The organism is Mediterraneibacter sp. HA8405 (assembly GCF_056148955.1).
In genome coordinates this window covers 1,400,106-1,422,794 of record NZ_CM148758.1, presented here as the reverse complement: position 1 = coordinate 1,422,794, position 22,689 = coordinate 1,400,106, and the positions used below count along the sequence as shown (strand labels likewise).

Here is a 22,689-nt window from a genome sequence, read left to right as displayed (position 1 = left end):
ACCTCCTGCCTTTTATTTTACCAGGAAAGATTGAAAATTCATTGAAAAACAGAATCCTGCGCCAGATATTCTTCCAGGCACAGATTCTTCCTGTACATTTCTTTTGCCGCTGCCTTTCCCACATACCGGTAGTGCCAGGGCTCATAAATAATCCCTGTGATCTCGCTTTTCTCTGTAGGATAGCGGAGAACAAATCCATATTTCCAGCTGTTCTCTATAAGCCATCTCTGTACCGGCGTATTCTCCTGCTCTATGTCAAGCTGCTGGTATCCCATGTCCACAATATCCACTGCCAGCCCGAGCTGGTGCTCGCTTGTACCGGGCAGGGCCACTGTTTTTGCCGCTTCTTCATCTGCCTTATCTTCCGGACATCCTTCCGCAATAACACGCTGCTTTTTATCTTCAAAAAGTTCCTGCTGTTTCTCCATCGTGCGGTAGGACGCGCAGATCAGAGGATTAAGGCCCTCCGCCCTGCAGTCGTCCATCATCTGCTGAAGCTGTGGATAGCATCTCGCATCAATAGCCTGATTGTTTCTCAGCTGAGTCAGATTCACTTCATACCCGTCCGGGATCTCATTCCATGGATTTACAAGAACCAGATTCCAGTCATCCGGCTGATATGAGACCTGCCGCTGGTCTTCTTCCGCCTGTGAGCTGTCCTGCCGTTCTTCTTCCTCTGCCTGATCGGCAGGAACGACAGCTGTTTCATATTTTTCACTGTTCCGAGACAGCATCCTGAGCAGACTTCCGCCTGCCCGGTAAAGCTCCACACTGCCGAAAAGCAGAAGCACTGCGCCCGCTATTGCCGCGGCTGCTGCCATTCCTGCTTTTATAAGCGCAATTTTTTTTCGTTTCATCCTGTTTGTTCCATATCGTTTTGGTATTCTTGTACGGCCTTCTGCCGTTCTTCTGTAAGACATGCTGTTCACCCCGCTGTTGTTTTCTGAACAGCATTGTATCCCGGCATGTCTTACTTCCGGCAATCTTCCGGCATCAGAACAGCATCATTTTCATTAACTCCACCAGCAGGCTTTCATCCATGGATCCAGTGAAAAATGAAGGGTAATTCTGCTTCCTTTTTCATCAATAAATGATACCTGTGCAGAAGGGACACTAACGTAATCCGTATCTTCTTCGTATTCTCCTCCGATTGCCTTTAATCCGTAGTAATCCTCGCAGAACTGACGCATCTTTTCTGCCTCTGCTCCTATATCCCCAGTGCCTGACTCATTCACCGGCGTCGCATCGCTGCTTCCATAATACAGAAACTCAAGCATTTTCCCGCTCTCATCGTCAATAATGACGGTCATTCTGACCCCGTATTCGTCTGACAGTGTACATCTCCAGAGCAGCGCAACATCCAGATTTTCCGACGAAACAGCCATAAAAGGGGCTGCCGAGCGTTCTTCGCAGGATACAGGATCCACAATTCCGTAAAGGGCCAGCTCCTCTGTTATTTTGTCCGCAATCTGTTCCGCATCGCCGCGCTCAAGTATGGTTCCGTCTGCCACATCAACATACATCTCCTGGTCATAGGCATCCGCAAGCCTGAGACGGTCCGTCAGACTGAAGGAAGACACCGTGCCCGTCTCAAATTCTTCCTGTTTGTTTTCACTCTGCCTGTCCGCAATCCGCACCGCGGCTTCCGGCATCAGAACTCCCGCCGCCAGAATCACGCAGAGAAGCAAAGCAGACAGGCTTATTATTTTCATTCTCTTTTTCACAGCGTCCTCCTTTCAGCTCAGCCGTCACTTTTGTACCTCTCCCTTCCTCACTTTCAAAAGAGAGCTCCCCATTGTGAAGCTTCACGATTTTCTCACACAGAGTCAGTCCCAGACCTGCGCCGCCCTGTTTTCTTGACCTGCTCTTATCCACCCGGTAAAAGGCTTCTGTCAGATGTTCCCTGGCCTCTCCGGGAATTCCCGGCCCGTCGTCTTCCACGCAGAGCCGGCATCCCGCATCGGTCATCCTTACGGTCACCCGGATATGTCCCCGGGATCCCAGTGCCTTCCCGGCATTGTCTACAAGATTCAGCACCAGAGAGCGAAACAGATCCGGATCCAGCATGCAGGTTCCTTTCTCACACCGTGCAGTCAGTACAATCCCCCGTTCCTGCAGCCCCGGCCTGAGATGATCCGCTATATCCTCCACAATTCTTCCGGGGCTGTGCGGTGACAGGGAGCCCTCGGTCTGCTCCGCCGCATAGATATCCAGCAGTTTCAGGGACAGACGCTCCAGCCGCTTTCCCTCCCGGAAGATATAGTCCGCCGCTTCCCGTCTCTCCTCGTCGCTTAACTCCCGGCTCCGCAGCAGATCCGCGTATCCGATTACCGAAGTCATAGGCGTCTTCAGTTCATGGGTAAAGTTCCCCACAAATCGTTCCTGACGCGCTACCGCCTCTCTCAGCTCCCGGACATTTTTTTCAATCTGTCCCGCCATACGGTCAAAATCCCTGGACAGGCTGCCCACCTCGTCGTCTGAGCGCACCCGGGAGCGGAAAGCGAAATTACCTTTTCCGATCTCCCGGGCTCCCCTGGCCAGCCGGGACAGAGGGGCTGTCAGGAACAGAGCCATACTGTAGGCCAGAACAGCACACAGCAGCATCAGAACGGCAAATACAATCCGGTACACTTCCTGCATCCGGTTCCGGTTGCGATACAGATCCGAAATATCCCGGGCCGCCGTCAGAGAGAACTGCCGGTCCCCCGCTGTAAATGTGCCTGCCGCGCAGAGGTTATTTTCCCCGCTGCCATCCCGGACCGATACAATGATCCCTGTCCCTTCTTCCGGATATATCCCCTGCTCTGCAAAATCCTGTATTCTTAAAAAGTCTGTCTCTTTTCCTCTGCTGTATATCTCCTTCCCGTCTGCCGTCAGCAGGATATCGTCCCAGTACCCTCCGTTCTGTCTGATGCTCTGTCCGATCACATTCCGGATATCGCCGGTCTCTGAGAGAAGTTTCTGAACTCCGGATATCTGCAGCGTATACTGAAGCATTTTATAAGTATTCTCCGCCGTCACCTTCTCCTGCTCCATCGTGTCCTGAAAAGAACTGACAATCAGCACGCTGCCTCCGATTCCGAACAGAATGCTCAGAAGAGCCAGCATGCAGAAGGTAATCTTCAGCCTGAATTTCATCCTTTCACCTCCAGCCGGTATCCCACTTTATTTACCGCCTGCAGCTCCCGGATCCATCCTACTTTTTTCCGCAGTCTCTGGACATGCAGGTCCACCGTCTTGCTGCCATATTCGAATTCCCCGCCCCACACTCTCTCATAGATGGTCTCCCGGTACAGGGCCGTATTCGGATTGCGGGCGAAAAACAGAAGAAGCTCATACTCCTTTCTGGTAAGGGCAATCTCCTGTCCCTCCCTTGTCACACGCATGGAACGGGTGTCTATATCCAGTCCGCAGATATGGATCTCTTCTTCCGAAAGCCGGTATCTCCGCAGGACTACGTCCACCCGGGCCAGCAGCTCAACAATCTCAAAAGGCTTTACGATATAGTCCTCCGCCCCCATCCGCAGTCCTTTTACACGGTCGCTTACCGCATTCTTCGCCGTAAGGAAGATCACCGGAATTCCCAGCGGCCGGATGTATTCCATCAGCTCAAATCCGTCAATCTCCGGAAGCATCACGTCCAGCAGAATCAGATCATAAGCCTTTGTGCCGATCTTCTCCGCCGCTTCTTCCCCGTCAGACACACATTCGCACAAATATCCCGCCTTCTTCAGACTCAGCTTCACCAGATTCGCAATGGGCGCCTCGTCTTCTGCAATAAGTATTCTGATCACCTTTTTCTCCCCTTTACTCTGATCTGTTACACAGCAAAAACAGCCCGTTTTCCGGTATGAAAACGGACTGTTTTTATATTATCATATTCAGGCATCAAAATGGCATCCTGTTTTTACACATTCGCCCCGTCTTTCAGATAAACGATCCGGTCGCAGTACTCCGCCACCTTGCTGTCATGGGTGACGATAATGATGACCCGGTTCTTCATCTTCAGTCTCTGAAAAAGCTTCATCACATCATTTCCCGTATCTTCATCCAGCGCGCCGGTAGGCTCGTCGGCCAGGATGATCTTCGCGTTTTTTACAAGAGCTCTGGCTATGGCCGCCCTCTGCTGCTGGCCGCCGGAAAGCTCACCGGGATAGGACTTTGCCTTCTCCTCAATCCCCAGATTGCGAAGCATCTTTGTGGTCCTCTGTCTGATCTTTGCTCTCGGGATTCCCTGGTATCTGAGAGGCAGGGACACATTTTTATATATGTTCATATCATCAATGAGGGCGAAATACTGAACCACAAATCCCACTTCCCGTCTCCGGTAGTTAAGCAGATATTTCTTTTTACGGAAATCCACCTTCTTTCCGCCTACCCGCAGCTCGCCTTCATCCATGGTCATCAGGCCGCCCAGGATATTGAGCAGGGTGGACTTGCCGGAACCGCTCTTTCCCATAACCGCTACCATCTCTCCCTTGTCCACCGACAGAGACGCTCCCCGGAGTGCGTGCACCGCGGCATCCCCTTTGCCAAATGTCTTATGAATATTTTTCGCTTCGATATATGCCATTATTCCTCACCCCTTATGATCTCTTTAATATCAACCTTCATCAAAATCACGCCCTTTTCAGAGAGATCTTCCTGCTCCCGATACGGAAGGTCAGGCCAGCCCCCGCAATCAGCATTTCACCAACTAAGATGCCGCAGACAACAAGCAGAAAATCTGTCAGTTTCAGCGCCACCACCAGACGGCACAGGATCAGCACGCCGATCAGCGCTCCCGCCGCAGCCAGAGCGGCCAGCGCAATCTTCAGATATTCAGTCAGCACCGAGAGCAGGATCTTCGGAGAAGAAAATCCCAGCATTTTCCCCACCTGGATCCGCTGTGCCGTATGTCTTCCCCAGTACGTTCCAGCCAGTATCATGTTAAGAATAAAAGAAAAGATAATGGCCAGATATATTTTTTCGATTACATTATTGTTTCTTTCCGGGAAGGAGGATTCCACCGCCTTGCCTTCATCATTCATCACTTTGATTTCCATCGTCCAGTCCGGCTCCATTACTTTTTTCAGCAGATCCGCGTTATTTTCCACCGCCGCCTCGGTCTTTCCGTCCACAACATACTCGCCTTCCGTCCCGGCAAGTTCCGCAGCCACGGCCATAGGGATCCACTTCATACTGTCCAGACGGGTGGCCTGAGCGCTTCCAAGCACTCCTACAACCTCAAACTTCTCTCCCAGGATGTCGATATACCGGCTGCCTCCCTCGTCATAAGCATCCTTTTCAAACCGCTGTCCGATCATGGCTTTCTTCTCATTCGAGGCAGCTTCATCTTCTGTAAAGTACCGGCCGGAAATCAGCGGCAGCTTTTTAAAATCTCCTTTATAAAACACACCTCTGGTATCCGCTTCCATCTCCAGATCTTTTTTAAATACGATTCCATTATTCCACTCATCTCCCAGCAGGATATCCCGGATCTCCTCCCAGCCGCTCTCCTCGTTGATCAGGTAGGACGCCCGCTCCGAATAAAAGCCTCGTTTGCTCTCATCCAGTTCCGTCCTGGCCTGCATATTCACAAGCACCAGAAGCGCCGAGACCAGCACAAGCACCATGTTGAAAAATAAGAGAACCGCGCTCCTGCTTATCCTGCGCCGAAACAGTTTCATACGCCGCACCTCCTCTCTGCCGCACATGATATAAAATCTGTCCCTGTTACTTCTTTTTCTCTGCTGTCACTCTTACCCCCTCTTCTGTGTTTTCCACCTTCAGTCCCACGCCGTGGAGGGCGAAGATCTGACGCGCCAGGTAAAGCCCCATGCCCAGATGCTTCTCCCGGCCTCCTCTACTCTGATTTACCGTATAAAACATCTCGCACACATGAGGCAGATGTTCCGGCGGTATAGTGTCTCCTGTATTCTCTATGGTACAGACTCCCTTCCTCAGAACAATCCGGATACGGCCTTCTTCCCGGTTATAGGAGACGGCGTTGGAGAGGATGGCAAAAAACGCCTGTTCCAGCAGTTTCCGGTCCGCCGGAAGCATCCAGTCATCCTCGCACTGAAGCGTTACCTTCAGCCGTTTCTCCTCCGTCTGCACTTCCAGCCGTTCCATCTCATCTTCAATTACACTTCTCACAGATATCAGTACATCCCCGATCTTTACCTGCTTCCAGTCCACTGCTTTGGAAGTAGTAATCATCTCTTTGACAAGGCTGTCCACTTCCTCTGTCTGACGGATGATCTGCTCCAGATAATACTCCCTCTTTTTCGTCTCCGGATTCTCTTTTATATTTTCCGAAAAGCCCCGGATCACACTGAGCGGGGTCTTGATCTCATGGGCCATCACATTGATAAAGTCTCTCCTCTGTGCTTCCAGCCGTTCTCTCTGCCGGTAAGTCCGCTCCGTGATCCAGAGCGTAAACGCCGCGCAGGCTGCAAGGAAAAGAAAACTTCCCAGCAGGATATATTTCAGGCTGTCCAGCGCCGCTATCCAGGGATGATTTTCTATCCGCAGTACCAGGGCATATCTCTCATATGGTTCCGACTGATACGGCGGGGTAATCGACCTTCTGATCTCATAACGGCTGCCGCTGCCGGTCTGATCCACAAATCCGGATACTACCCCAAGCTCAGGCTCATATTGCTCCAGGTCAATCTTTTCCGGATAATCCTGAAAAAACGAATCGTACATCCACTTCTCCCAGGTGTGATATCCGGCGTACATCCCCGGCATATGCATATACGCCTGCTGCCATTCTGCGTCTGCCGGCGGGACGGCCGGATTTTCCCATCTCCACACCTCTTCTTCACCCACGTTGACGCTGAGCGTTATCATGCCGTCCCGGTCTGATGAAGTGATGATTTCGTTCCCGTCATCCGGATCAGATGAAATACTGTCTCCATCTTCTTTATCCAGATCAGAATGGATTTTTTCCAGCATTTCCTCCTTTTCTTCCTCCTGCCCTGTATAAGTCTTCCAGTGTATCTGGTTCACCCTGATCTGTGCCGGTATATTTTCATCAGACAGCAGCGCCTCAAACTCATATTGCGGAACTGATATTCCTTCCTCCGATGCGTTTTCAGCATTTACCCTTTCAAAATCCGCCAGCTGCATGATCTCGTCCTCTGTCAGCAGCTCGTCCAGGTTCACATCTGTGTAGGGCAGCACTTCCCCTTCTGCCATAACTTCTAGATAATTTGAACTCTGCATCAGCAGATTTCCTTCTGCGTCATATACGGCTCCTGACATCAGATAGTGACCGGACTGATCCGATGTCCCGCATGACCTCAGCGCGTCCGCCAGGTACACTTCATTATATTCCGGGCCTGTGGGAGTTGAGACTCTGTACCCTTCTTTTTCATAAACAAAACTGTAATCTTCAAAAGCCTCCACTGCATGAATATAGGTCTGATCATACTCTCCTTCTATGTCCTGCTCCTCACTCCAGATCACAAACGACATGCTGGCCATATACACGGCGAGGAAAACGGAAACAATACTCAGGCAGACTTTCTTTCCCATATACAATTTTTTTGTCCTCTTTGCTGTCCCCTCTTTCCTTTTCACGGCTCCACCTCCATCCGGTATCCGGTCTTCCTCGCAGTCTGTATCATGCATCTGCTGCCCTGCAGGAACTTTCTGAGTTTCTTGATATGGTTGTCCACCACCCGCTCATTTCCTTCGAAATCATACCCCCAGAACCGGGTCAGAAGCTGATCTCTTGTAAAGATCCGATCCGGATTTTCCAGAAAGAACCTAAGCAGTTCATATTCCTTAGGCGGCATCTCACACTTCTGCCCGCAGATTGACACCTGTCCTGTGCGAAGATCCATCTCCACCCCGCCTTTCTTCAGTTTCTCCAGCGGCCGTTCGCCCCGGAGCCGCGCCATCATGGCCATAATCTTGGCGTACAGCACCGGAAGCGAAAAAGGCTTTGTAATATAATCGTCCGCTCCCGCCGCATACCCGGTCAGCTCATCCTCTTCCAGTACCCGGGCGGTAATAAAAAATATGGGAATATCGCTGTTCTGCCGGATCTTCCGGCATGCTTCAAAGCCGTTCATCCCCGGCAGCATCACATCCAGCAGAATCATCTGGTAATTGTCCGCCTCCACCTTCTCCACAGCGGTCACGCCGTCGTGAACCTGCTCCGTTTCCCATCCCTTTCCTTCAAAATAATCACTCACTGCCTCCGCAAGAAGCAGATCGTCTTCCACAATCAGAATTTTCAGTTTCATGTCTCTTTCCCCTTAGATGTAAGAATTCTTCTATCTGTAATAATACAGAAAAATTATATCCTTTCTGTATCCCCCGACACAATACGCAAAAAACTTGCGTGTCAGTCTGCCATATGCTATATTATACATAGAAAAGGGAAACCAGAAGCGGCTTACCCCGAACAATAAACTACCGCCCTAACGGGCAGCCGTCACTATTGGGAGTAGTGGCGGCCTATTTTTTTTCCCTTGAAAATCTCGTAACAGAGACCAACAAGGGCGACAATGAAAATTAACAACTGGATCAAGTCCGAATATGTAACATTCACTGGCATCCCCCTCCTTTCTTTTATACGGAGGGGCTGTCCCTCCGGAAAGATCAGAGGGTAAGCCGCCCGGCTCTGGTTTCCCTGTATTTCATTTTAGCATATACGCATTTCGCATTCAATATATTTATCAGTAAATCCAGTTTGTATAAATCTCTTCTATCTCTTCTGCGCTTAACTGCTCCGCTTCCACTGTATACGCACAGTTTTCATACACACAGTATGAATAGCTGGAACCATCTTCATACCAGTATATTTCTATCAGAGCCCCTTCCAGCTGTACGGATTCTTTTCTTCTGAAATCCGAACCCGGAGCTACTGTACTACCCGTTATTTCCGTCTCCTGTCTCAGTGTACAGATTATCCCCATATCATTTTCATAGACCATCTCATATGAGGTTGCATCTTCCTGCTCCGAAACGAGACGGTAGCCATCCGGCATACAGGCCGGGGATTTCTCCAGGAAATCTGCCCCGGCTCCCTGATTTTCCCGGACCGGAGCTGAGCCTGCTTTATCCCCGCTTCCCTGCTGTCCCATCAGAACCCCCGTCAGGATCAGTAGAACGGCGCAGGCCGCGGCCGCAGCCATATAACCTGCAGACATTCTGACGCTCTGCATCAGGCGGCCTGTAAATGCCTTCCATCTGCCTTTTTGCGCGTCCCTGTTTTCTCTGCGGATCAGCTGTTCCATCTTTTTCTCAAATTGTTCCGAAAACTGATATTCATAATCCGTGCTGTCCTCAATTCCCCGGATCAGCGCTTCATCCACAACAGGCATGTACTGATACAGCCAGTCGTCTGTTACTTTCATATTACTCATTTTTCATTTCCTCCAGCCGGTCAAGCGCTTCCTGTATCAGAACCTTTCCTCTGGCAATCCGCTGACGCACCGTTCCTTCCGGAATATCCAGAATGCCGGCAATGTCTTTATTCTCCATCCTTGCCGAGTACTTTAACAGAAAAATATCCCTGTATCTGCCGGGCAGATTTTTCAGAATATCCAGCACATCATTGTCAGCGTCCGACTCCATATACGCGGCGGGCTCAATGCGGATATCCAGATCCTCCACAGACATCTCTCGGTCAAACTGTTTCTTTCTCTTCCGGTATATGTCCACCGCCGCGTGTTTTGCCGTAACCGCCAGATACCGTTTCGTGCTCAGCGATCCGGTTTCCCCCACTTTGTCCATATTCACGGCAATCTTCATAAACGCTTCATGTACGGCATCTTCCGCAAGATAAGCATCTTTCAGTATATCCAGCGCGATCTTCATCATAAAGTGCCGGTATGTTTCATACAGGATTACAAACTTCCGTCTGTCCTCCCCGGAATCTATCATCAGCAGATATATCATCACTTTCTCCTGTCCGTTTTTCTAATACAGGGCCATATCTTCCCCGTTACTTTATATAACGGAATACGACCAGGAAAACGTTACGTTTTCTCCTTAGTTTATATTAACATAAATGCCATGTCAGTATCCTGTATTATTATTTTTTATGTACAGTGATTTTACATAGGAAATTATTATCTTTATATTGTCCCCTGCTCTTTCAGGATATATAATAAAATTCAGCAGACAAAACCGAAAAGGAGGCCTCTATGGAATTACGAGTCCTGAATTATTTTCTTGCTATTGCAAGAGAACAAAGTATTGTGCGTGCGGCGGAATCCCTGCACCTCTCTCAGCCTACTCTCTCCACGCAGATCAAAAATCTGGAAGAAGAGCTGGGCAAACAGCTCCTTATCCGGGGAACGAAAGGTTCCCGTAAGGTTACACTGACCGAGGAAGGCATGATTCTGCGGAAGCGTGCGGAAGAGATTCTGGAGCTGGTCCGTAAAACAGAAAATGAAATCACAACAAGCGATGATATCATCATAGGCGATATCTATATCGGTTCCGGAGAGACCGACGGCATCCGTCTCATCGCAAAAGCCGCAAAAGTTCTGCAGAACCGTCATCCGGGCATCCGATACCATATTTCCAGCGGCAATTCCGCACTTGTATCAGAGTATCTTGACAAGGGTCTGATCGATTTCGGTGTTGTTTTCGGAGACGTGGATCTGACAAAATACAATGCTCTGGAAACATCCTGTTCTGATGTATGGGGCGTGCTGATGCGCAGGGATTCGCCGCTGGCACAAAAAGAATCCGTCACCCCGGAAGATCTGCTGGATAAGCCTCTTATCCTCTCCCAGCAGGAGGCCCGGGGCGGAAGTCTGATCCGCTGGATCGGACAGGAACCGGAAAAACTGAATATCGCCGCTACCTACAATCTGCTTTTCAACGCCTCTCTCCTGGTAGACGAAGGACTTGGCTACGCTGTCGGTCTTGACAAAATCATCAACACCACCGGAGAGAGCTCCTTATGCTTCCGGCCTCTGAAGCCGGAACTGGAAAACCGGATGAGCATCATCTGGAAAAAATATCAGATTTTCTCCAAGCCGGCGGAAAAATTTCTGGAAGTACTCAGGAAATCACTGGAAACACCGGAAACCTGAAAACAGAATACAAAGGGGAAACCGTCATACTCCGGTTTCCCCTGCAGTTTATTATACTATACACACATTCAGAGCATTACCCGGGATCTGCCTCGCAGCCACCCCACTCTACTACAGTAAATCCTGTTCTGGCCGGAGCGTCCAGTTCCTGTTCCGGAATCTCCTGCCGACTGTCTGTCGGCTGATACGCCATAAATACACGGATTACCGTATCCGGCTTCGGTTCAATGACAAGTCCGGCATGCTCCGTATAGGCCTCTGTCTGGAAAGAAATCAGGTTATACGCATTGGCTTCCAGCCTGGGCAGCCAGTATACAATAAACTCATTGGCCTCCCTTCGGGTAAGTCCCAGCTTTGCAAGCGCTTCTTCCAGGAACTGTGCGGAATCTTCTCCCGCGACACAGAACCCTTCCGAGAAATCATACTCCCAGTCGGATGTTCCTTCCCAGTACAGATAATTGTATTCCGTTCCCGTCCGGTCTGTAAGCCTGCCGTCCGGTTTCGCCGTCACTGTCCAGCCATCGTTGTACTCCGGATAAGTGCAGGTCAGATCTCCGTCATAATCCAGCCGTACCGACACTTCCTGTTCCTGTTCAGGATACAGATAAATAACCGGCTTTTCTGCTTTCACAGACGTACTTGACATCAGACTGCCCAGAAGGAGCAGCAGCCCGACAGCGGCCGCGATACAGATTCCCCATAAAATAACAGAATAAAATTTTTTCACAGCATTCTTCCTCCTTTCATATACAGAGCTTCGTCCTTCAGAGCCCCGTGCGGAATTTCTGTCAGTTTTCACTGATAAAAATCCATGGTTTCCTTCTTACTCTATATAACGAATTTCAGGTGAAAGAACGTTACAAATTTCTTTATTTTTCTTCAAAACCAAGATAGTCCGCCGCAAACTGTTCTGCCGACTCCGCCCGGGCAGCCGCCCTATGCCACTGACTCAGAATATCGGTATTCTTTTCCTTAAGAATTCTTGTCCTTACATCTTCCGGAACTGTTCCGATATCCTCCAGAAGTTCCAGTATAAACTCTGCCTTTCCACGCGATCTGTAAAATCCGCCACTTCTTCTTTCGGAACATTCATCCGCAGCAACAATACTGATTATATCCGATCTTTTATATTTATAATACGCATTATGTATATATCGTACAAGTATTTTCTCATACGTTTCACATTAAATGCTCCTTCGGATATAATTCAGGGACCGGATAAGAGCAGTCTTATCCGGCCCCTGGATAAAAAGGGTAGGAACATCTTATTCTATCTGGCAAAGCTGCCAAATGCATCCCGAAGCTCTGCTGAAACCTCCCCGGTCGCTATCATGACATACTTCCCGTTTACAGTTTCAGCTGAAATGGGGTCCGTATTATCAAAACCTATGCTTCCACCCACAGCCAGCGCGTCGTATACAGAAGAGCCCGGGGCAAATTCATAAATTTCAACATTAGAATCTTTATAGGCAAATCCAGCTTCCGCCATAATCTTTTCTGCATCTACTTCTGTTCTCTTTCCGGACAGGACCCCCTGTTCAAGAAGATATGACTCCAGATCATCCAGTGTAGTTTCCTCTATGTTTTCGTTTTCCTGCACTGTCCCACCTGTGTTTTGGATCTCCAGCTTTTCTTTCGTATTGCTTTCGCAGGCTGACAGCGCCATTCCCAGCAGGAATGCAGCAAATAATAATAGGATCTTTCTCTTCATAATGCTTCCCTTCTTTCTTTTCAAAATTCCGTGTTTTCCCCACCGGCAGTCCTACTCTCCGTTCCTTATAATCTCCTCAATATCTATCTTCCGCAGTTTCCATGTAAAAACAGCCGCGACAATCAGCACCGACAGAAACGCCATTCCCAGAATCACCCATAGGAACATCAGATTCCACCGCATCAGATCTGTATATTTCCATATGTTAAATGCCATAGCCGCAGCAATCACAAAGAAAATTTCCGTCAGAAAAGCTCCCATGATCGGACCCGGAGACTGGCCGTTCATAAGCTCGATCCCATATCGGTGCAGATTCCGGTTCAGCTTGGCAATCACGCTCATACAGATACCGGAAATACTGAGCGCGCCCATTAAAGTGCTGGCTCCCAGCAGGATCCGCATAGTTTCCCGGGATTCTGTTTTAAAAACACGCACGCCGTAAGTACTTCCTGAAACTGTAACCGGATAGATTCCGTTTTTAGTAAATATCTCACACAGCTCTTTTTCCATCTCAGACACTTCAGACCGGGGCGTATCTCTGTCAACAGTGAGAATGCCATCCTGACGGCTCCCTTCATAATTTGCTCTCAGAAAATATGCTTCGTCCTCTGTCCGCGGTGCGTCTGTCATCTCAAGATATGGTATCAGTGCCGCATTATCCAGAATCAGCGGTGTCCCATATCCATCTTCATCCACACCCGAAATCATCTGGTCAGTCAGCACAGACGTGCCTTCCTCCAGTATGCCCGCAACCCGGAACCGGCACTGATAACCAAGAAGATAATTGTCAAGCGTATCTCCTGCCTCCAGGCAGCCTGCGAAATCATGCCCCAGAAGAATCGGAATCTCCTCTTCCCAGCTGTGGGCAAAATCTTTCTCTGTCAGAAGTTGTCCTTCTGACACCTGAAAATTAAAATGTGTTTCCGCCGGATAGTCAAACTGATAAAGATTCATGAATTCGCACACCTCTCTTCCATCCATGGCAGGGGAGTTAAACCTTTCCGACAACAATACCTGCTGTTCCTGACTGTCAAATGTATCCGGCAGACTGTCGCAGTAGATCTGCACAGACATTCCCCCATATCCAAACGCCATAAAATTCAGATCCGGATTCCCGTAAATTTCGCTGAATGCCTTAGCCAGATTCGCTCCGAAATCCGGGTCTGCGGCTTCATTCCTGAAAAATGCCTCTTCATCTTCATTGATGAAATTAATCCCGTCTACAGAATAATAATCATAATCTCCGGACGCACTGTCAAAGCCGCCTCCCGGACCGGCCGGCATCTCAAGAAAATAGCTGGATATTATGGTGCCCTGCCAGAAAAAGACAGCAAACTGAACGATCAGGATCAAATTAACAAAAAGCCCGGTTTTCAGATTAAATTTCAGTTCTTCCAACATACTTCTCATAAAATCTGCCCTCCTTTTCGCCATCATCTCTTCTTTATTTCTTTGCCTTCAAAGTACATACCGCTATTCCTCACTCCTTATAATCTCTTCGATATCAACCTTCAAAAGTTTCCGGATAAATATTACCGATACGATCAGCACAGAAAACAGCGCCAATGCCAGGATCACCAGCAGGAACACCGGATTCAACCGGATCAGATCCATAAATTTCCATACGGTAAACATCATGGCGGCAGCGATTACAAGCAGGATTTCCAGCAGAAAAGCTGCCAGAATCGTGCCAACGGACTGACCGTTCATAATTTCAGTGCCGTACCGTTTCAGATTCCGGTTCAGTTTTGCAATGATGCTCATACAGATTCCGGAAATGGTAAGCGCGCCCAGCAGGACACTTGCCCACAGCAGAATCTCCAGTGTTTCCTGAGACTCTGTCCGGAAAATGTCAAGTCCATATGTGCTGATCACCGTAGACACCGGATATAATCCGTTCTTTACAAAGATCTGACTCATCTCTTTCTCGATCTCATTTACCTCTGACCTGGGAGTATCCGCATCTACTGTAATCATACCGCCCTGAAATGCCTGTCCATAATTCGCTTCTGCCAGAAATCTTTCGTCTTCATTTCGCGGTGGATCAGTAATATTAAAAAATGGAAGGATAATCGTATAATCCAGGGACCAGGGCTCGCCTGTCGTCGAAAAAATTGTGTCCGTCAAAATCGCCGTATCCGCTTTCAGAATTCCAACCACCTCCAGCTGCAGAGCTGTACCGTACATATCAGCGTCCAGTCTGTCCCCGATATCAAAACCGCTGCCATACGCATTTCCTACCAACACAGGGACTACTTTCTGTTCCCAGCTAAAATTACAATCCGCTTCCTCCAGCAATCTTCCCTTTTCAACCTGAAAATTGAAATGCTTTATTGCCGGCAGATCAATCCTGCATACCTTTGCCTCATAACTTGTAGTAACTTCCTCAATATATGACGGAGCGGTCAGCATCTCCGGAGATGTATCTGTCGGATTGTAATATCCCGGGTATTCTGAATTACAGAAAAAGTCCAGAAGTTCCTGATCAGTAAATCTTTCGCGCAGGGTCTCGTATTCCACTGGGATAGCCGCATCACGAAATGTCATAAAATGCAGATCCGGATTTGCGTGCAGTTCACCGTATACTTTCGCCTGATTTGAAATATAGTCCGGATCACTGCTCTCATTGACAGCAGCTGCCTTTCCTTCATCATTTGAAAAGGAATATCCCAGACTATAGTATGCCGTATTACCCTGTATATTTCCTGAAATTTCGTCCAGAGGCATATCCAGAAAATAACTCAGAATCATGGTACTCTGCCAGAAAAACAGAATAAACTGAATAATCAGGATCACATTAATGAATACGCTGTTCTTTATGTTATGCCTGAGTTCATCAAATACATTACTCATAACCTCCCCCCTTTCAGCGGCATCTCTCTATATCTGCAATAATACAGAAAAAATATATCCTTTTTATATCCTTTGCCGCAATCCCTCACTCATCTCGCGGCATTGCCGCTCAGTGACCGTTGCCCGTCGGATGTCCGCTTGTGCAAGCACGGCGGACGCCCTACGGGCGTATCGCACAAAAAAAGATCGGGAGTCCGCTCAGGGATTCCCGGCCCGGTAAAGGTTCTTATTTATTTTTATTAAAATTCTTAAATACGCCCGTCAGCTCCTGCAGCGATTGTAAAATTACTCCGTCTGAACATTTACCCCGTCTCTCAGATACACAATTCTGTCACAGTACTCTGCCACTTTGTTGTCATGGGTTACAATAATAATCGCTCTGTCCTTCTTCTTCAGACGCTGGAACAGCTTCATCACATCATCACCGGTGCCCTCATCCAGCGCCCCGGTGGGCTCGTCCGCCAGGATAATTCTGGCATTTTTAACAAGCGCCCTTGCAATCGCCACCCGCTGCTGCTGACCGCCGGACAACTCGCCGGGATAAGCCTTTGCCTTTTCTTCAATTCCAAGATGCTGAAGCATTTTCGTCGTTCTCTGCTTAATCTTCGCCCTCGGAATTCCCTGGTATCTCAGAGGCAGAGAAACATTCTTGTACACGTTCATATCATCAATCAGAGCGAAGTACTGAACCACAAATCCCACTTCTCTGCGGCGGTAATTAAGAAGGTATTTCTTTTTCCGGAAATCCATCTTCTTCCCGTCCACATACAGCTCGCCTTCATCCATTGTCATCAGACCGCCCAGGATATTGAGAAGCGTAGACTTGCCGGAGCCGCTCTTTCCCATAACGGCTACCATCTCGCCCTTGTCCACGGAAAGAGACGCTCCCCGGAGCGCATGGACTGCGGCATCTCCTTTACCGAACGTTTTATGAATTCCTTTTGCTTCTATATATGCCACTATTCCTCACTCCTTACGATCTCTTCAATATCTACTTTCAAAAGTTTCCTTGTAAAAACGGCTGAAACAATCACGACAGACAGCAGTGCCAGCGCCAGAATCACCCACAGGAACCTCATATTCAGCATAATCAGATTACTGAACCTCCATATCGTAAACATCATTGCCGCTGCAATGATCAACAATATTTCTAACAGAAATGCAGCCATAATCGGATAAACCGACTGTCCGTTCATAATTTCAATTCCATACCTGTGCAGATTCCTGTTCAGCTTTGCCGTCACATTCATGCATATGCCGAAAATACTGAGCACGCCCATAATCGCGCTGGCCCCCAGCAGAATCTGCATGGTCTGTTCCGATTCCATCTTAAAAATATCCACACCATAGGAACCGCCTATTGCAGTAATCGGATACAGTCCGTTTTTCACGAATATATTGTTCACTCTTTTTGCAGCTTCGTTTACCTCAGAACGGGGCGCGTCCGCATCCACTACGATTGTACCCTGAAGCGCTGATTCATAATTAAATTCAGCAAATGTCTGTTCCGCTTCTGTCCGGGGAACATAATTTATATAGAAAAAGGGATAAACAATCGAGTAATCTAGCGTAGCAGGCTGCCCTTCCGTCTCAAGAATCTGATCCGTGGCGATCACCGTATTTTCCTCTAAAATTCCGACCACTTTCAGCTCATACATCTGTGTATAGATGGCCACTCTCAGCGTGTCCCCCACCTGAAGCCCTTTCGCATAAGCGCTTCCGAGCAATACCGGTATCTCTGTCTGCCCCTGATTAAAGATGAAATCCTTTTCTTCAAAAAGCCGGCCATCTGACACCTGTAAATAAAAATGTTCCATTGCCGCCTGATCAATTTGCTTTGCCTGGGCATCAAATACTCTCGCTATTTCCCCCGAACTATACTCATACATAATTTCTTTCAGACTTATGTCATCCGGGTTATAATATCCGGGATATGCTGAATCTACATAAAAATCCAACAGTTCTTCATCCGTAAAAACTGAACTGATTTCCTCATAATCCAGCATAGCCGATTCCTCGCGCAGCGCCATGAAATGGCATTTCGGATCTTCATGTACTTCGCTGTATACGTTTCCCAGGTTGGTCAGGAAATTCGGATCATTTGAATCTGCCATCTGAGTCTCCATCTCCTCTTCGCTGGATACTGAATAAAACAAAGAATAATAGGAAGAATCCCCTCTTATATTGTTCGAAGAAAAAGTTATCGGAATATCCAGAAAATAGCTGGATATTGTAGTGCTTATCCAGAAAAACAATACAAACTGCAAAATCAGCGCCAGATTTACAAAAGCGCCGCTTTTTATATTGTACCTCAGCTCATCTAATACATTTCTCATATCATCACGCTCTCTTTAATCCGATCTTTCTGCTGAAGAAATAAAAGGAACCGGGAACTCCGATAACAACAAGTTCCCCGAAGACAATGCCGGCAGATACAAGGCAGAAATCCTGCCATCTGATCGCAACAACAGCATGGCACAATATAAGACCGCCGATCAATATCCCGGATAAAATGAGCGCTGCCGCTGCGATTTTTATATAGTCTGCAAATACCGAGGCCAGTACTTCTTTCGCTGAAAATCCAAGAAGTTTTTCCACCTGTATTTTCTGCTTCTTGTATCTGATCCAGTAACTGCCGGAAAAAAACATATTAAGAACAAATGCGGCAATAATCGCAAAATAAATTTTCTCAATCAGAGCCGGCGTTTTGTCCGGCAGAGCCCAGTCGTCAAATACATCTTCCTTCATGTTCACGTCTTCATCCATTACCTCCCAGAGCAGCTTTGTATTATTACGTATTTCCTTTTCCGAATTTCCATCTAAAACGTAACTCCCCTCTGCTCCGGTCAGTTCTGCGGCTGCTTTCAGGGGAATCCATTTCATACTGTCCAGTCTCGTAAGCTGAGCGCTTCCCAGCACTCCGATAACCTCAAACTTCTCCCCCATTATATCAATATACCGTCTGTCTCCTTCTTCATAAACATCTTTTTCAAACCGCCGCCCTATCATAGCTTTGCGATCGTCGCTGCGAACCTCTTCCCCGGAAAAATATCTGCCGGATATAAGAGGAAGTTTTTTTAAATTCCCTTTATAAAACACCCCTCTGATATCCTCCGCCATTTGCAGATCCTTCTTATAGAGAATGCCGTTGTTCCAGTCGTCTTTCTCCAGAATATCTTCAATTGCATTCCAGTCATTTTCTTCATTAACCAGGTAGGACGCATTTTCTGAATAAAACCCTCTTTTGCTTTCCTCCAGTTCATTCCTGCTTCTGATATTTACCAGTACAAGAACAGCTGCTGTCATTACCAAAATCATATTCAGTAAAAACAGCCACGTGCTCTTACTGATTCTGTGATATGCCCATTTCATAATACACCTCCTTCTATCTGTAATAATACTGAATATTTATATCCTTTTTGTATCCTCACGGATAATCCACAGAAAATCTGTTCATACCAGCAGGGGCATGTCTTCCTCCCGACAGATTTTCCAGTCAAAAAGGCCGGAAATCCGCTCATGGATTTCCGGCCAGGTAAGGAACTTATCTATTAAAATTTTTAAATGCGTCTACAAGTTCCTGTGATACTTCCCCTGTTGCAATCAGGACATATTTCCCATTTACTGCCTTTGCCGAAAAAGGACCTGCGTTGTCAAATCCTATGCTTGCTCCTGTTGCCAGACTGTCATATGTATCAGAGTTTTTATCGTACTCATAAATCTCAACGCCACAGTCCGCATACTTTATCCCGGCCTCCGCCCGCATCAGTTCCGCATCTGCGTCCGTTTTTTCCCCGGACAGGACGCCTTCATCCAAAAGATAAGACTCCAGATCTTCCAGCGTGGTATCGTCTTTTTGACTGCTGTCCGCCCCTTCGGAATCATTCCCACAGGCTGCAAGCAGCACGGCCAGCATAGATACTACAAGCAGCATAATCCATTTCTTTTTCATCGTGACATCCTCCTATCTATTCGCATTCATTCCGTCCCTTAAATACACGATTCTGTCGCAGTACTCAGCCACCTTCTTGTCATGGGTTACAATAATAATCACCCTGTCTTTCATCTTCAGACGCTGGAATAACTTCATCACGTCATCCCCGGTTCCTTCATCCAGAGCCCCGGTCGGCTCATCAGCCAGGATGATTCTGGCATTTTTGACAAGCGCCCTGGCAATCGCCGCTCTTTGTTGCTGTCCGCCGGAGAGTTCCCCCGGATAGGCCTTTGCCTTTTCTTCTATCCCCAGATTGCGAAGCATTTTTGTAGTTCTTTGCTTAATCTTCGCTCTGGGGATACCCTGATATCTCAGGGGCAGAGACACATTCTTATACACGTTCATATCGTCTATCAGGGCAAAATACTGAACCACAAATCCTACTTCTCTGCGGCGGTAGTTGAGAAGATATTTCTTTTTCCGGAAATCAACCTTCTTCCCTCCTACATACAGCTCGCCTTCATCCATTGTCATCAGGCCGCCCAGAATATTGAGCAGAGTAGACTTGCCGGATCCGCTCTTTCCCATAACTGCTACCATCTCGCCCTTGTCCGCTGAAAGAGACGCCCCTTTGAGTGCATGGACTGCGGCATCTCCTTTTCCAAATGTTTTATGTATTCCTTTTGCTTCTATATATGCCACTATTCCTCACTCCTTATGATCTCTTCAATATCAACTTTCAAAAGTTTCCGGATAAAAATTGCCGATACAATCAGCACGGAAACCAACGCCAATGCCAGGATCACCCACAGGAACACCAGGTTCAACTGGATCAGATCCATAAATTTCCATACCGTAAACATCATAGCCGCGGCGATAACCAGTAGGATTTCCAACAAGAATGCTGCCAGAATCATGCCAACGGACTGCCCGTTCATAATCTCGGTGCCGTACCGCTTCAGGTTCCGGTTGAGTTTGGTGATGGTGCTCATACAGATTCCGGAAATCGTAAGCGCACCCACCAGGACGCTTGCCCCCAGCAGAATCTCCAGTGTCTCCTGGGACTCTGTCCGAAAAATTTTTACTCCATAAGTACTTGCCACCATGGAAACGGGATATAACCCGTTCTTGACAAAGATCTGGTTGATTTCTTTCTCGATCTTATTCACCTCTGACTTTGGCGTATCCGCGTCCACCGCAATCATTCCTTCCTGAAATGCCTCATCGTAATTGGCGTCTGCCAGAAATTCCTGATTTTCATTTTCAGGCAGATCAGTAATATAAAAAAATGGCAGGATAATTGCATAATCCAGGGAATAAGGTTCGCCTGTCAGCGTATAGATCGCATCTGTCAGAATCACCGTATTCTCTTTTAAAATTCCAACTACCTCAAACTGCACGCCTGTCCCGTACATATCAGCGTCCAACCTGTCCCCAATATCAAAACCGCTGCTATAAGCGCTTCCCACCAGAACCGGGATTACTTTCTGGTCCCAGGTATAATTAAAATCTTCCTCTTCCAGCAGCCTTCCCTCTTCAGCCTGAAGTTGAAAATGCTCCATTGCCGGCATGTCCATCCTGCATATCTTTGTGTCATACTTTGCAAAAGATTCCCCCTCATAAGACGGAATAGTCAACGTTTCTGGGGGCATCTCTGTCGGATTATACTCTCCCGGGTATTGTGAATTACAGTAAAAGTCCAGAAGTTCCTGGTCTGTAAATCGTTTGCGCAGCATCTCATATTCCACTGGTATGGCTGCCACATTACTGAATGTCATAAAATGCAGATCCGGATTCGCATGCAGCTCATCGTATACTTTTGCTTGGTTTGAAATATAGTCCGGATCACTGCTCTGGTTTGCAGCAGCTTCCTTTCCTTCGTCAGTTGAAAAAGAATATCCCAGACTGTAATATGCCGTATCCCCCTGTATATTATTTGAAGTTTCATACAAAGGCATGTCCAGAAAATAACTCAAAATCATAGTGCTCTGCCAGAAAAACAGAATGAACTGGATAATCAGGATCAGGTTGATAAATGTACTGTTTTTTATATTATATCTAAGTTCATCTAATATATTTCCCATAACTTCACACCCTTTTCAGCGATATCTTTCTGCTCCAGATATACCGCACTAACCCTACACATACGATTACAAATTCACCGGCAATAATAATTCCCGCCGCCGCTGCAAGCTGGATCCACCCCGCTGCTGTGACGATCCGGGACAGGACGCCGATGAAGATCAGGATACAGGCCAGAACCAAAGAAGCACACGCGATCTTACAATACTCTGCCAAAACCGACAACAGGATCTGCCCGCCGGAAAAGCCGGACATTTTTTCCACCTGGATCCGCTGTGCCGTATGCCTTCCCCAGTAGGTTCCGGCCAGGATCATGTTGAGAATAAATGAAAAGATAATGGCCAGATATATTTTCTCGATTACATTATTATTTCTTTCTGGATATGAGGATTCCACCGGCTCCCCTGCATCATTCATCACTTTGATTTCCGTCGTCCAGTCCGGTTCCATCACCTGTTCAAGCAGGCTGGAATTATGCTCGATCAATGCTTCCGACTTTCCGTCCACGATATAGTCCCCTTCTGCACCGGCAAGCTCTGCCGCCGCTTCCAGAGGGATCCACTTCATACTGTCCATTCTGGTGGCCTGCGCGCTGCCGAAGATCCCGATGACCTCAAACTTCTCCCCCAGTATGTCAATATACCAGGCGCCCCCTTCTTCATAGATATCTTCTTCATATTTCCGCCCCAGCATAGCTTTCCTGGAATCACTGCCCACCTCGTCTTCCGTAAAATACCTTCCCTCAATAAGAGGCAGCTTCTTGAAATTCCCTTTATAGAATACTCCTCTGGTATCCGAATTCATCTCCAGGCCTTTTTTATAAACAATCCCGTCATTCCAGTCATCCCCCTGGAGAATCTCTTCTACAGCATCCCATCCGCTTTCTTCATTGATCAGATAGGAAGCCTGCTCAGAATAAAATCCTCTCTTACTGTCCTCCAGTTCCCTTCTGGACTGTATATTAACCAGAAGCAAAAATGCGGCTGTAATCACAAGAAATATATTAAATCCCAGCAGAAGAGTACTTTTGCTGATTCTCCAGTGAAATAGTTTCACAGCGC

22 protein-coding genes are annotated in these 22,689 nt (G+C 47.7%); 1 reads left to right on the top strand and 21 read right to left on the bottom strand.

Annotated elements, in window-relative coordinates; all coding sequences use genetic code 11:
* Window positions 1–38: 38 nt before the first annotated feature.
* The 10 genes from AC0QUU_RS06670 to AC0QUU_RS06625 form a co-directional block, all read right to left on the bottom strand.
* Window positions 39–857, bottom strand: a complete 819-nt coding sequence (locus tag AC0QUU_RS06670) for a M15 family metallopeptidase (RefSeq protein WP_474545352.1) — start codon at window positions 855–857, stop codon at window positions 39–41.
* 156 nt (window positions 858–1,013) lie between these two features.
* Entirely contained in the window at window positions 1,014–1,712 is a 699-nt protein-coding gene (locus AC0QUU_RS06665) for a hypothetical protein (protein WP_474545351.1), read from the bottom strand.
* Entirely contained in the window at window positions 1,612–3,138 is a 1,527-nt protein-coding gene (locus tag AC0QUU_RS06660; RefSeq protein ID WP_474545350.1) for a sensor histidine kinase, read from the bottom strand. Before AC0QUU_RS06660 ends, AC0QUU_RS06665 begins: the two co-directional genes overlap by 101 nt.
* Complete coding sequence (locus AC0QUU_RS06655) at window positions 3,135–3,794, bottom strand: response regulator transcription factor (RefSeq protein ID WP_474545349.1); 660 nt, start codon at window positions 3,792–3,794, stop codon at window positions 3,135–3,137. Before AC0QUU_RS06655 ends, AC0QUU_RS06660 begins: the two co-directional genes overlap by 4 nt.
* A gap of 113 nt (window positions 3,795–3,907) precedes the next feature.
* On the bottom strand, window positions 3,908–4,573 hold the full coding sequence (locus AC0QUU_RS06650; protein ID WP_474545348.1) for an ABC transporter ATP-binding protein: 666 nt from the start codon (window positions 4,571–4,573) through the stop codon (window positions 3,908–3,910).
* A gap of 46 nt (window positions 4,574–4,619) precedes the next feature.
* The gene (locus AC0QUU_RS06645) at window positions 4,620–5,669 is read right to left on the bottom strand and encodes an ABC transporter permease (protein ID WP_474545347.1); all 1,050 of its coding nucleotides are present in this window, start codon (window positions 5,667–5,669) and stop codon (window positions 4,620–4,622) included.
* Window positions 5,670–5,715: 46 nt separating this feature from the next.
* Window positions 5,716–7,569, bottom strand: a complete 1,854-nt coding sequence (locus AC0QUU_RS06640) for a sensor histidine kinase (RefSeq protein WP_474545346.1) — start codon at window positions 7,567–7,569, stop codon at window positions 5,716–5,718.
* Window positions 7,566–8,240: a response regulator transcription factor gene (locus tag AC0QUU_RS06635; protein WP_474545345.1), complete on the bottom strand. Its 675-nt coding sequence runs from the start codon at window positions 8,238–8,240 to the stop codon at window positions 7,566–7,568. Before AC0QUU_RS06635 ends, AC0QUU_RS06640 begins: the two co-directional genes overlap by 4 nt.
* A gap of 435 nt (window positions 8,241–8,675) precedes the next feature.
* On the bottom strand, window positions 8,676–9,365 hold the full coding sequence (locus AC0QUU_RS06630) for a DUF4367 domain-containing protein (protein WP_474545344.1): 690 nt from the start codon (window positions 9,363–9,365) through the stop codon (window positions 8,676–8,678).
* Window positions 9,358–9,900, bottom strand: coding sequence for an RNA polymerase sigma factor (locus AC0QUU_RS06625; protein WP_474545343.1), 543 nt, complete (start codon window positions 9,898–9,900; stop codon window positions 9,358–9,360). Before AC0QUU_RS06625 ends, AC0QUU_RS06630 begins: the two co-directional genes overlap by 8 nt.
* 248 nt (window positions 9,901–10,148) lie before the next feature.
* Between AC0QUU_RS06625 and AC0QUU_RS06620 the strand changes: the two genes are divergently transcribed.
* Window positions 10,149–11,048 (top strand): LysR family transcriptional regulator, encoded by a 900-nt coding sequence (locus AC0QUU_RS06620; protein ID WP_474545342.1) that lies wholly within the window; start codon window positions 10,149–10,151, stop codon window positions 11,046–11,048.
* A 76-nt stretch (window positions 11,049–11,124) separates the two neighbouring features.
* Here AC0QUU_RS06620 and AC0QUU_RS06615 read toward each other — a convergent pair whose 3' ends face one another.
* The 11 genes from AC0QUU_RS06615 to AC0QUU_RS06565 all read right to left on the bottom strand — a co-directional run bounded on the left by AC0QUU_RS06615 (window position 11,125) and on the right by AC0QUU_RS06565 (window position 22,684).
* Complete coding sequence (locus tag AC0QUU_RS06615) at window positions 11,125–11,775, bottom strand: hypothetical protein (protein WP_474545341.1); 651 nt, start codon at window positions 11,773–11,775, stop codon at window positions 11,125–11,127.
* A gap of 543 nt (window positions 11,776–12,318) precedes the next feature.
* On the bottom strand, window positions 12,319–12,759 hold the full coding sequence (locus tag AC0QUU_RS06610) for a hypothetical protein (RefSeq protein WP_474545340.1): 441 nt from the start codon (window positions 12,757–12,759) through the stop codon (window positions 12,319–12,321).
* A gap of 51 nt (window positions 12,760–12,810) precedes the next feature.
* Complete coding sequence (locus tag AC0QUU_RS06605; RefSeq protein ID WP_474545339.1) at window positions 12,811–14,169, bottom strand: hypothetical protein; 1,359 nt, start codon at window positions 14,167–14,169, stop codon at window positions 12,811–12,813.
* Between the two features lie 63 nt (window positions 14,170–14,232).
* The gene (locus AC0QUU_RS06600) at window positions 14,233–15,612 is read right to left on the bottom strand and encodes an ABC transporter permease family protein (RefSeq protein ID WP_474545338.1); all 1,380 of its coding nucleotides are present in this window, start codon (window positions 15,610–15,612) and stop codon (window positions 14,233–14,235) included.
* A gap of 285 nt (window positions 15,613–15,897) precedes the next feature.
* Window positions 15,898–16,572 carry an ABC transporter ATP-binding protein gene (locus tag AC0QUU_RS06595; RefSeq protein WP_474545337.1) on the bottom strand — a complete coding sequence of 225 codons (675 nt, stop codon included), beginning with the start codon at window positions 16,570–16,572 and terminating at the stop codon, window positions 15,898–15,900.
* Complete coding sequence (locus tag AC0QUU_RS06590; RefSeq protein ID WP_474545336.1) at window positions 16,572–17,948, bottom strand: ABC transporter permease family protein; 1,377 nt, start codon at window positions 17,946–17,948, stop codon at window positions 16,572–16,574. The genes AC0QUU_RS06595 and AC0QUU_RS06590 overlap by 1 nt, the downstream gene beginning before the upstream one ends.
* A 4-nt stretch (window positions 17,949–17,952) precedes the next feature.
* Window positions 17,953–18,984 (bottom strand): ABC transporter permease, encoded by a 1,032-nt coding sequence (locus tag AC0QUU_RS06585; RefSeq protein ID WP_474545335.1) that lies wholly within the window; start codon window positions 18,982–18,984, stop codon window positions 17,953–17,955.
* A 172-nt stretch (window positions 18,985–19,156) separates the two neighbouring features.
* Window positions 19,157–19,564 carry a hypothetical protein gene (locus AC0QUU_RS06580; RefSeq protein WP_474545334.1) on the bottom strand — a complete coding sequence of 136 codons (408 nt, stop codon included), beginning with the start codon at window positions 19,562–19,564 and terminating at the stop codon, window positions 19,157–19,159.
* Between the two features lie 12 nt (window positions 19,565–19,576).
* On the bottom strand, window positions 19,577–20,248 hold the full coding sequence (locus AC0QUU_RS06575) for an ABC transporter ATP-binding protein (protein WP_474545333.1): 672 nt from the start codon (window positions 20,246–20,248) through the stop codon (window positions 19,577–19,579).
* A complete protein-coding gene (locus AC0QUU_RS06570; RefSeq protein WP_474545332.1) occupies window positions 20,248–21,630 on the bottom strand; it encodes an ABC transporter permease family protein in 1,383 nt (460 codons plus the stop codon). Before AC0QUU_RS06570 ends, AC0QUU_RS06575 begins: the two co-directional genes overlap by 1 nt.
* Window positions 21,631–21,634: 4 nt before the next feature.
* Window positions 21,635–22,684: an ABC transporter permease gene (locus AC0QUU_RS06565; RefSeq protein WP_474545331.1), complete on the bottom strand. Its 1,050-nt coding sequence runs from the start codon at window positions 22,682–22,684 to the stop codon at window positions 21,635–21,637.
* Window positions 22,685–22,689 lie beyond the last annotated feature (5 nt).

Excerpts from the sequence above, each read along its gene's own strand:
- AC0QUU_RS06600 (WP_474545338.1), bottom strand. The coding sequence starts at position 15,612 with ATGAGTAATGTATTTGATGAACTCAGGCATAACATAAAGAACAGCGTA.
- AC0QUU_RS06590 (WP_474545336.1), bottom strand. The coding sequence starts at position 17,948 with ATGAGAAATGTATTAGATGAGCTGAGGTACAATATAAAAAGCGGCGCT.
- AC0QUU_RS06665 (WP_474545351.1), bottom strand. The coding sequence starts at position 1,712 with ATGAAAATAATAAGCCTGTCTGCTTTGCTTCTCTGCGTGATTCTGGCG.
- AC0QUU_RS06635 (WP_474545345.1), bottom strand. The coding sequence starts at position 8,240 with ATGAAACTGAAAATTCTGATTGTGGAAGACGATCTGCTTCTTGCGGAG.
- AC0QUU_RS06645 (WP_474545347.1), bottom strand. The coding sequence starts at position 5,669 with ATGAAACTGTTTCGGCGCAGGATAAGCAGGAGCGCGGTTCTCTTATTT.
- AC0QUU_RS06605 (WP_474545339.1), bottom strand. The coding sequence starts at position 14,169 with ATGAGAAGTATGTTGGAAGAACTGAAATTTAATCTGAAAACCGGGCTT.
- AC0QUU_RS06650 (WP_474545348.1), bottom strand. The coding sequence starts at position 4,573 with ATGGCATATATCGAAGCGAAAAATATTCATAAGACATTTGGCAAAGGG.
- AC0QUU_RS06570 (WP_474545332.1), bottom strand. The coding sequence starts at position 21,630 with ATGGGAAATATATTAGATGAACTTAGATATAATATAAAAAACAGTACA.
- AC0QUU_RS06585 (WP_474545335.1), bottom strand. The coding sequence starts at position 18,984 with ATGAAATGGGCATATCACAGAATCAGTAAGAGCACGTGGCTGTTTTTA.
- AC0QUU_RS06660 (WP_474545350.1), bottom strand. The coding sequence starts at position 3,138 with ATGAAATTCAGGCTGAAGATTACCTTCTGCATGCTGGCTCTTCTGAGC.
- AC0QUU_RS06610 (WP_474545340.1), bottom strand. The coding sequence starts at position 12,759 with ATGAAGAGAAAGATCCTATTATTATTTGCTGCATTCCTGCTGGGAATG.
- AC0QUU_RS06580 (WP_474545334.1), bottom strand. The coding sequence starts at position 19,564 with ATGAAAAAGAAATGGATTATGCTGCTTGTAGTATCTATGCTGGCCGTG.
- AC0QUU_RS06630 (WP_474545344.1), bottom strand. The coding sequence starts at position 9,365 with ATGAGTAATATGAAAGTAACAGACGACTGGCTGTATCAGTACATGCCT.
- AC0QUU_RS06670 (WP_474545352.1), bottom strand. The coding sequence starts at position 857 with ATGAAACGAAAAAAAATTGCGCTTATAAAAGCAGGAATGGCAGCAGCC.
- AC0QUU_RS06620 (WP_474545342.1), top strand. The coding sequence starts at position 10,149 with ATGGAATTACGAGTCCTGAATTATTTTCTTGCTATTGCAAGAGAACAA.
- AC0QUU_RS06625 (WP_474545343.1), bottom strand. The coding sequence starts at position 9,900 with ATGATATATCTGCTGATGATAGATTCCGGGGAGGACAGACGGAAGTTT.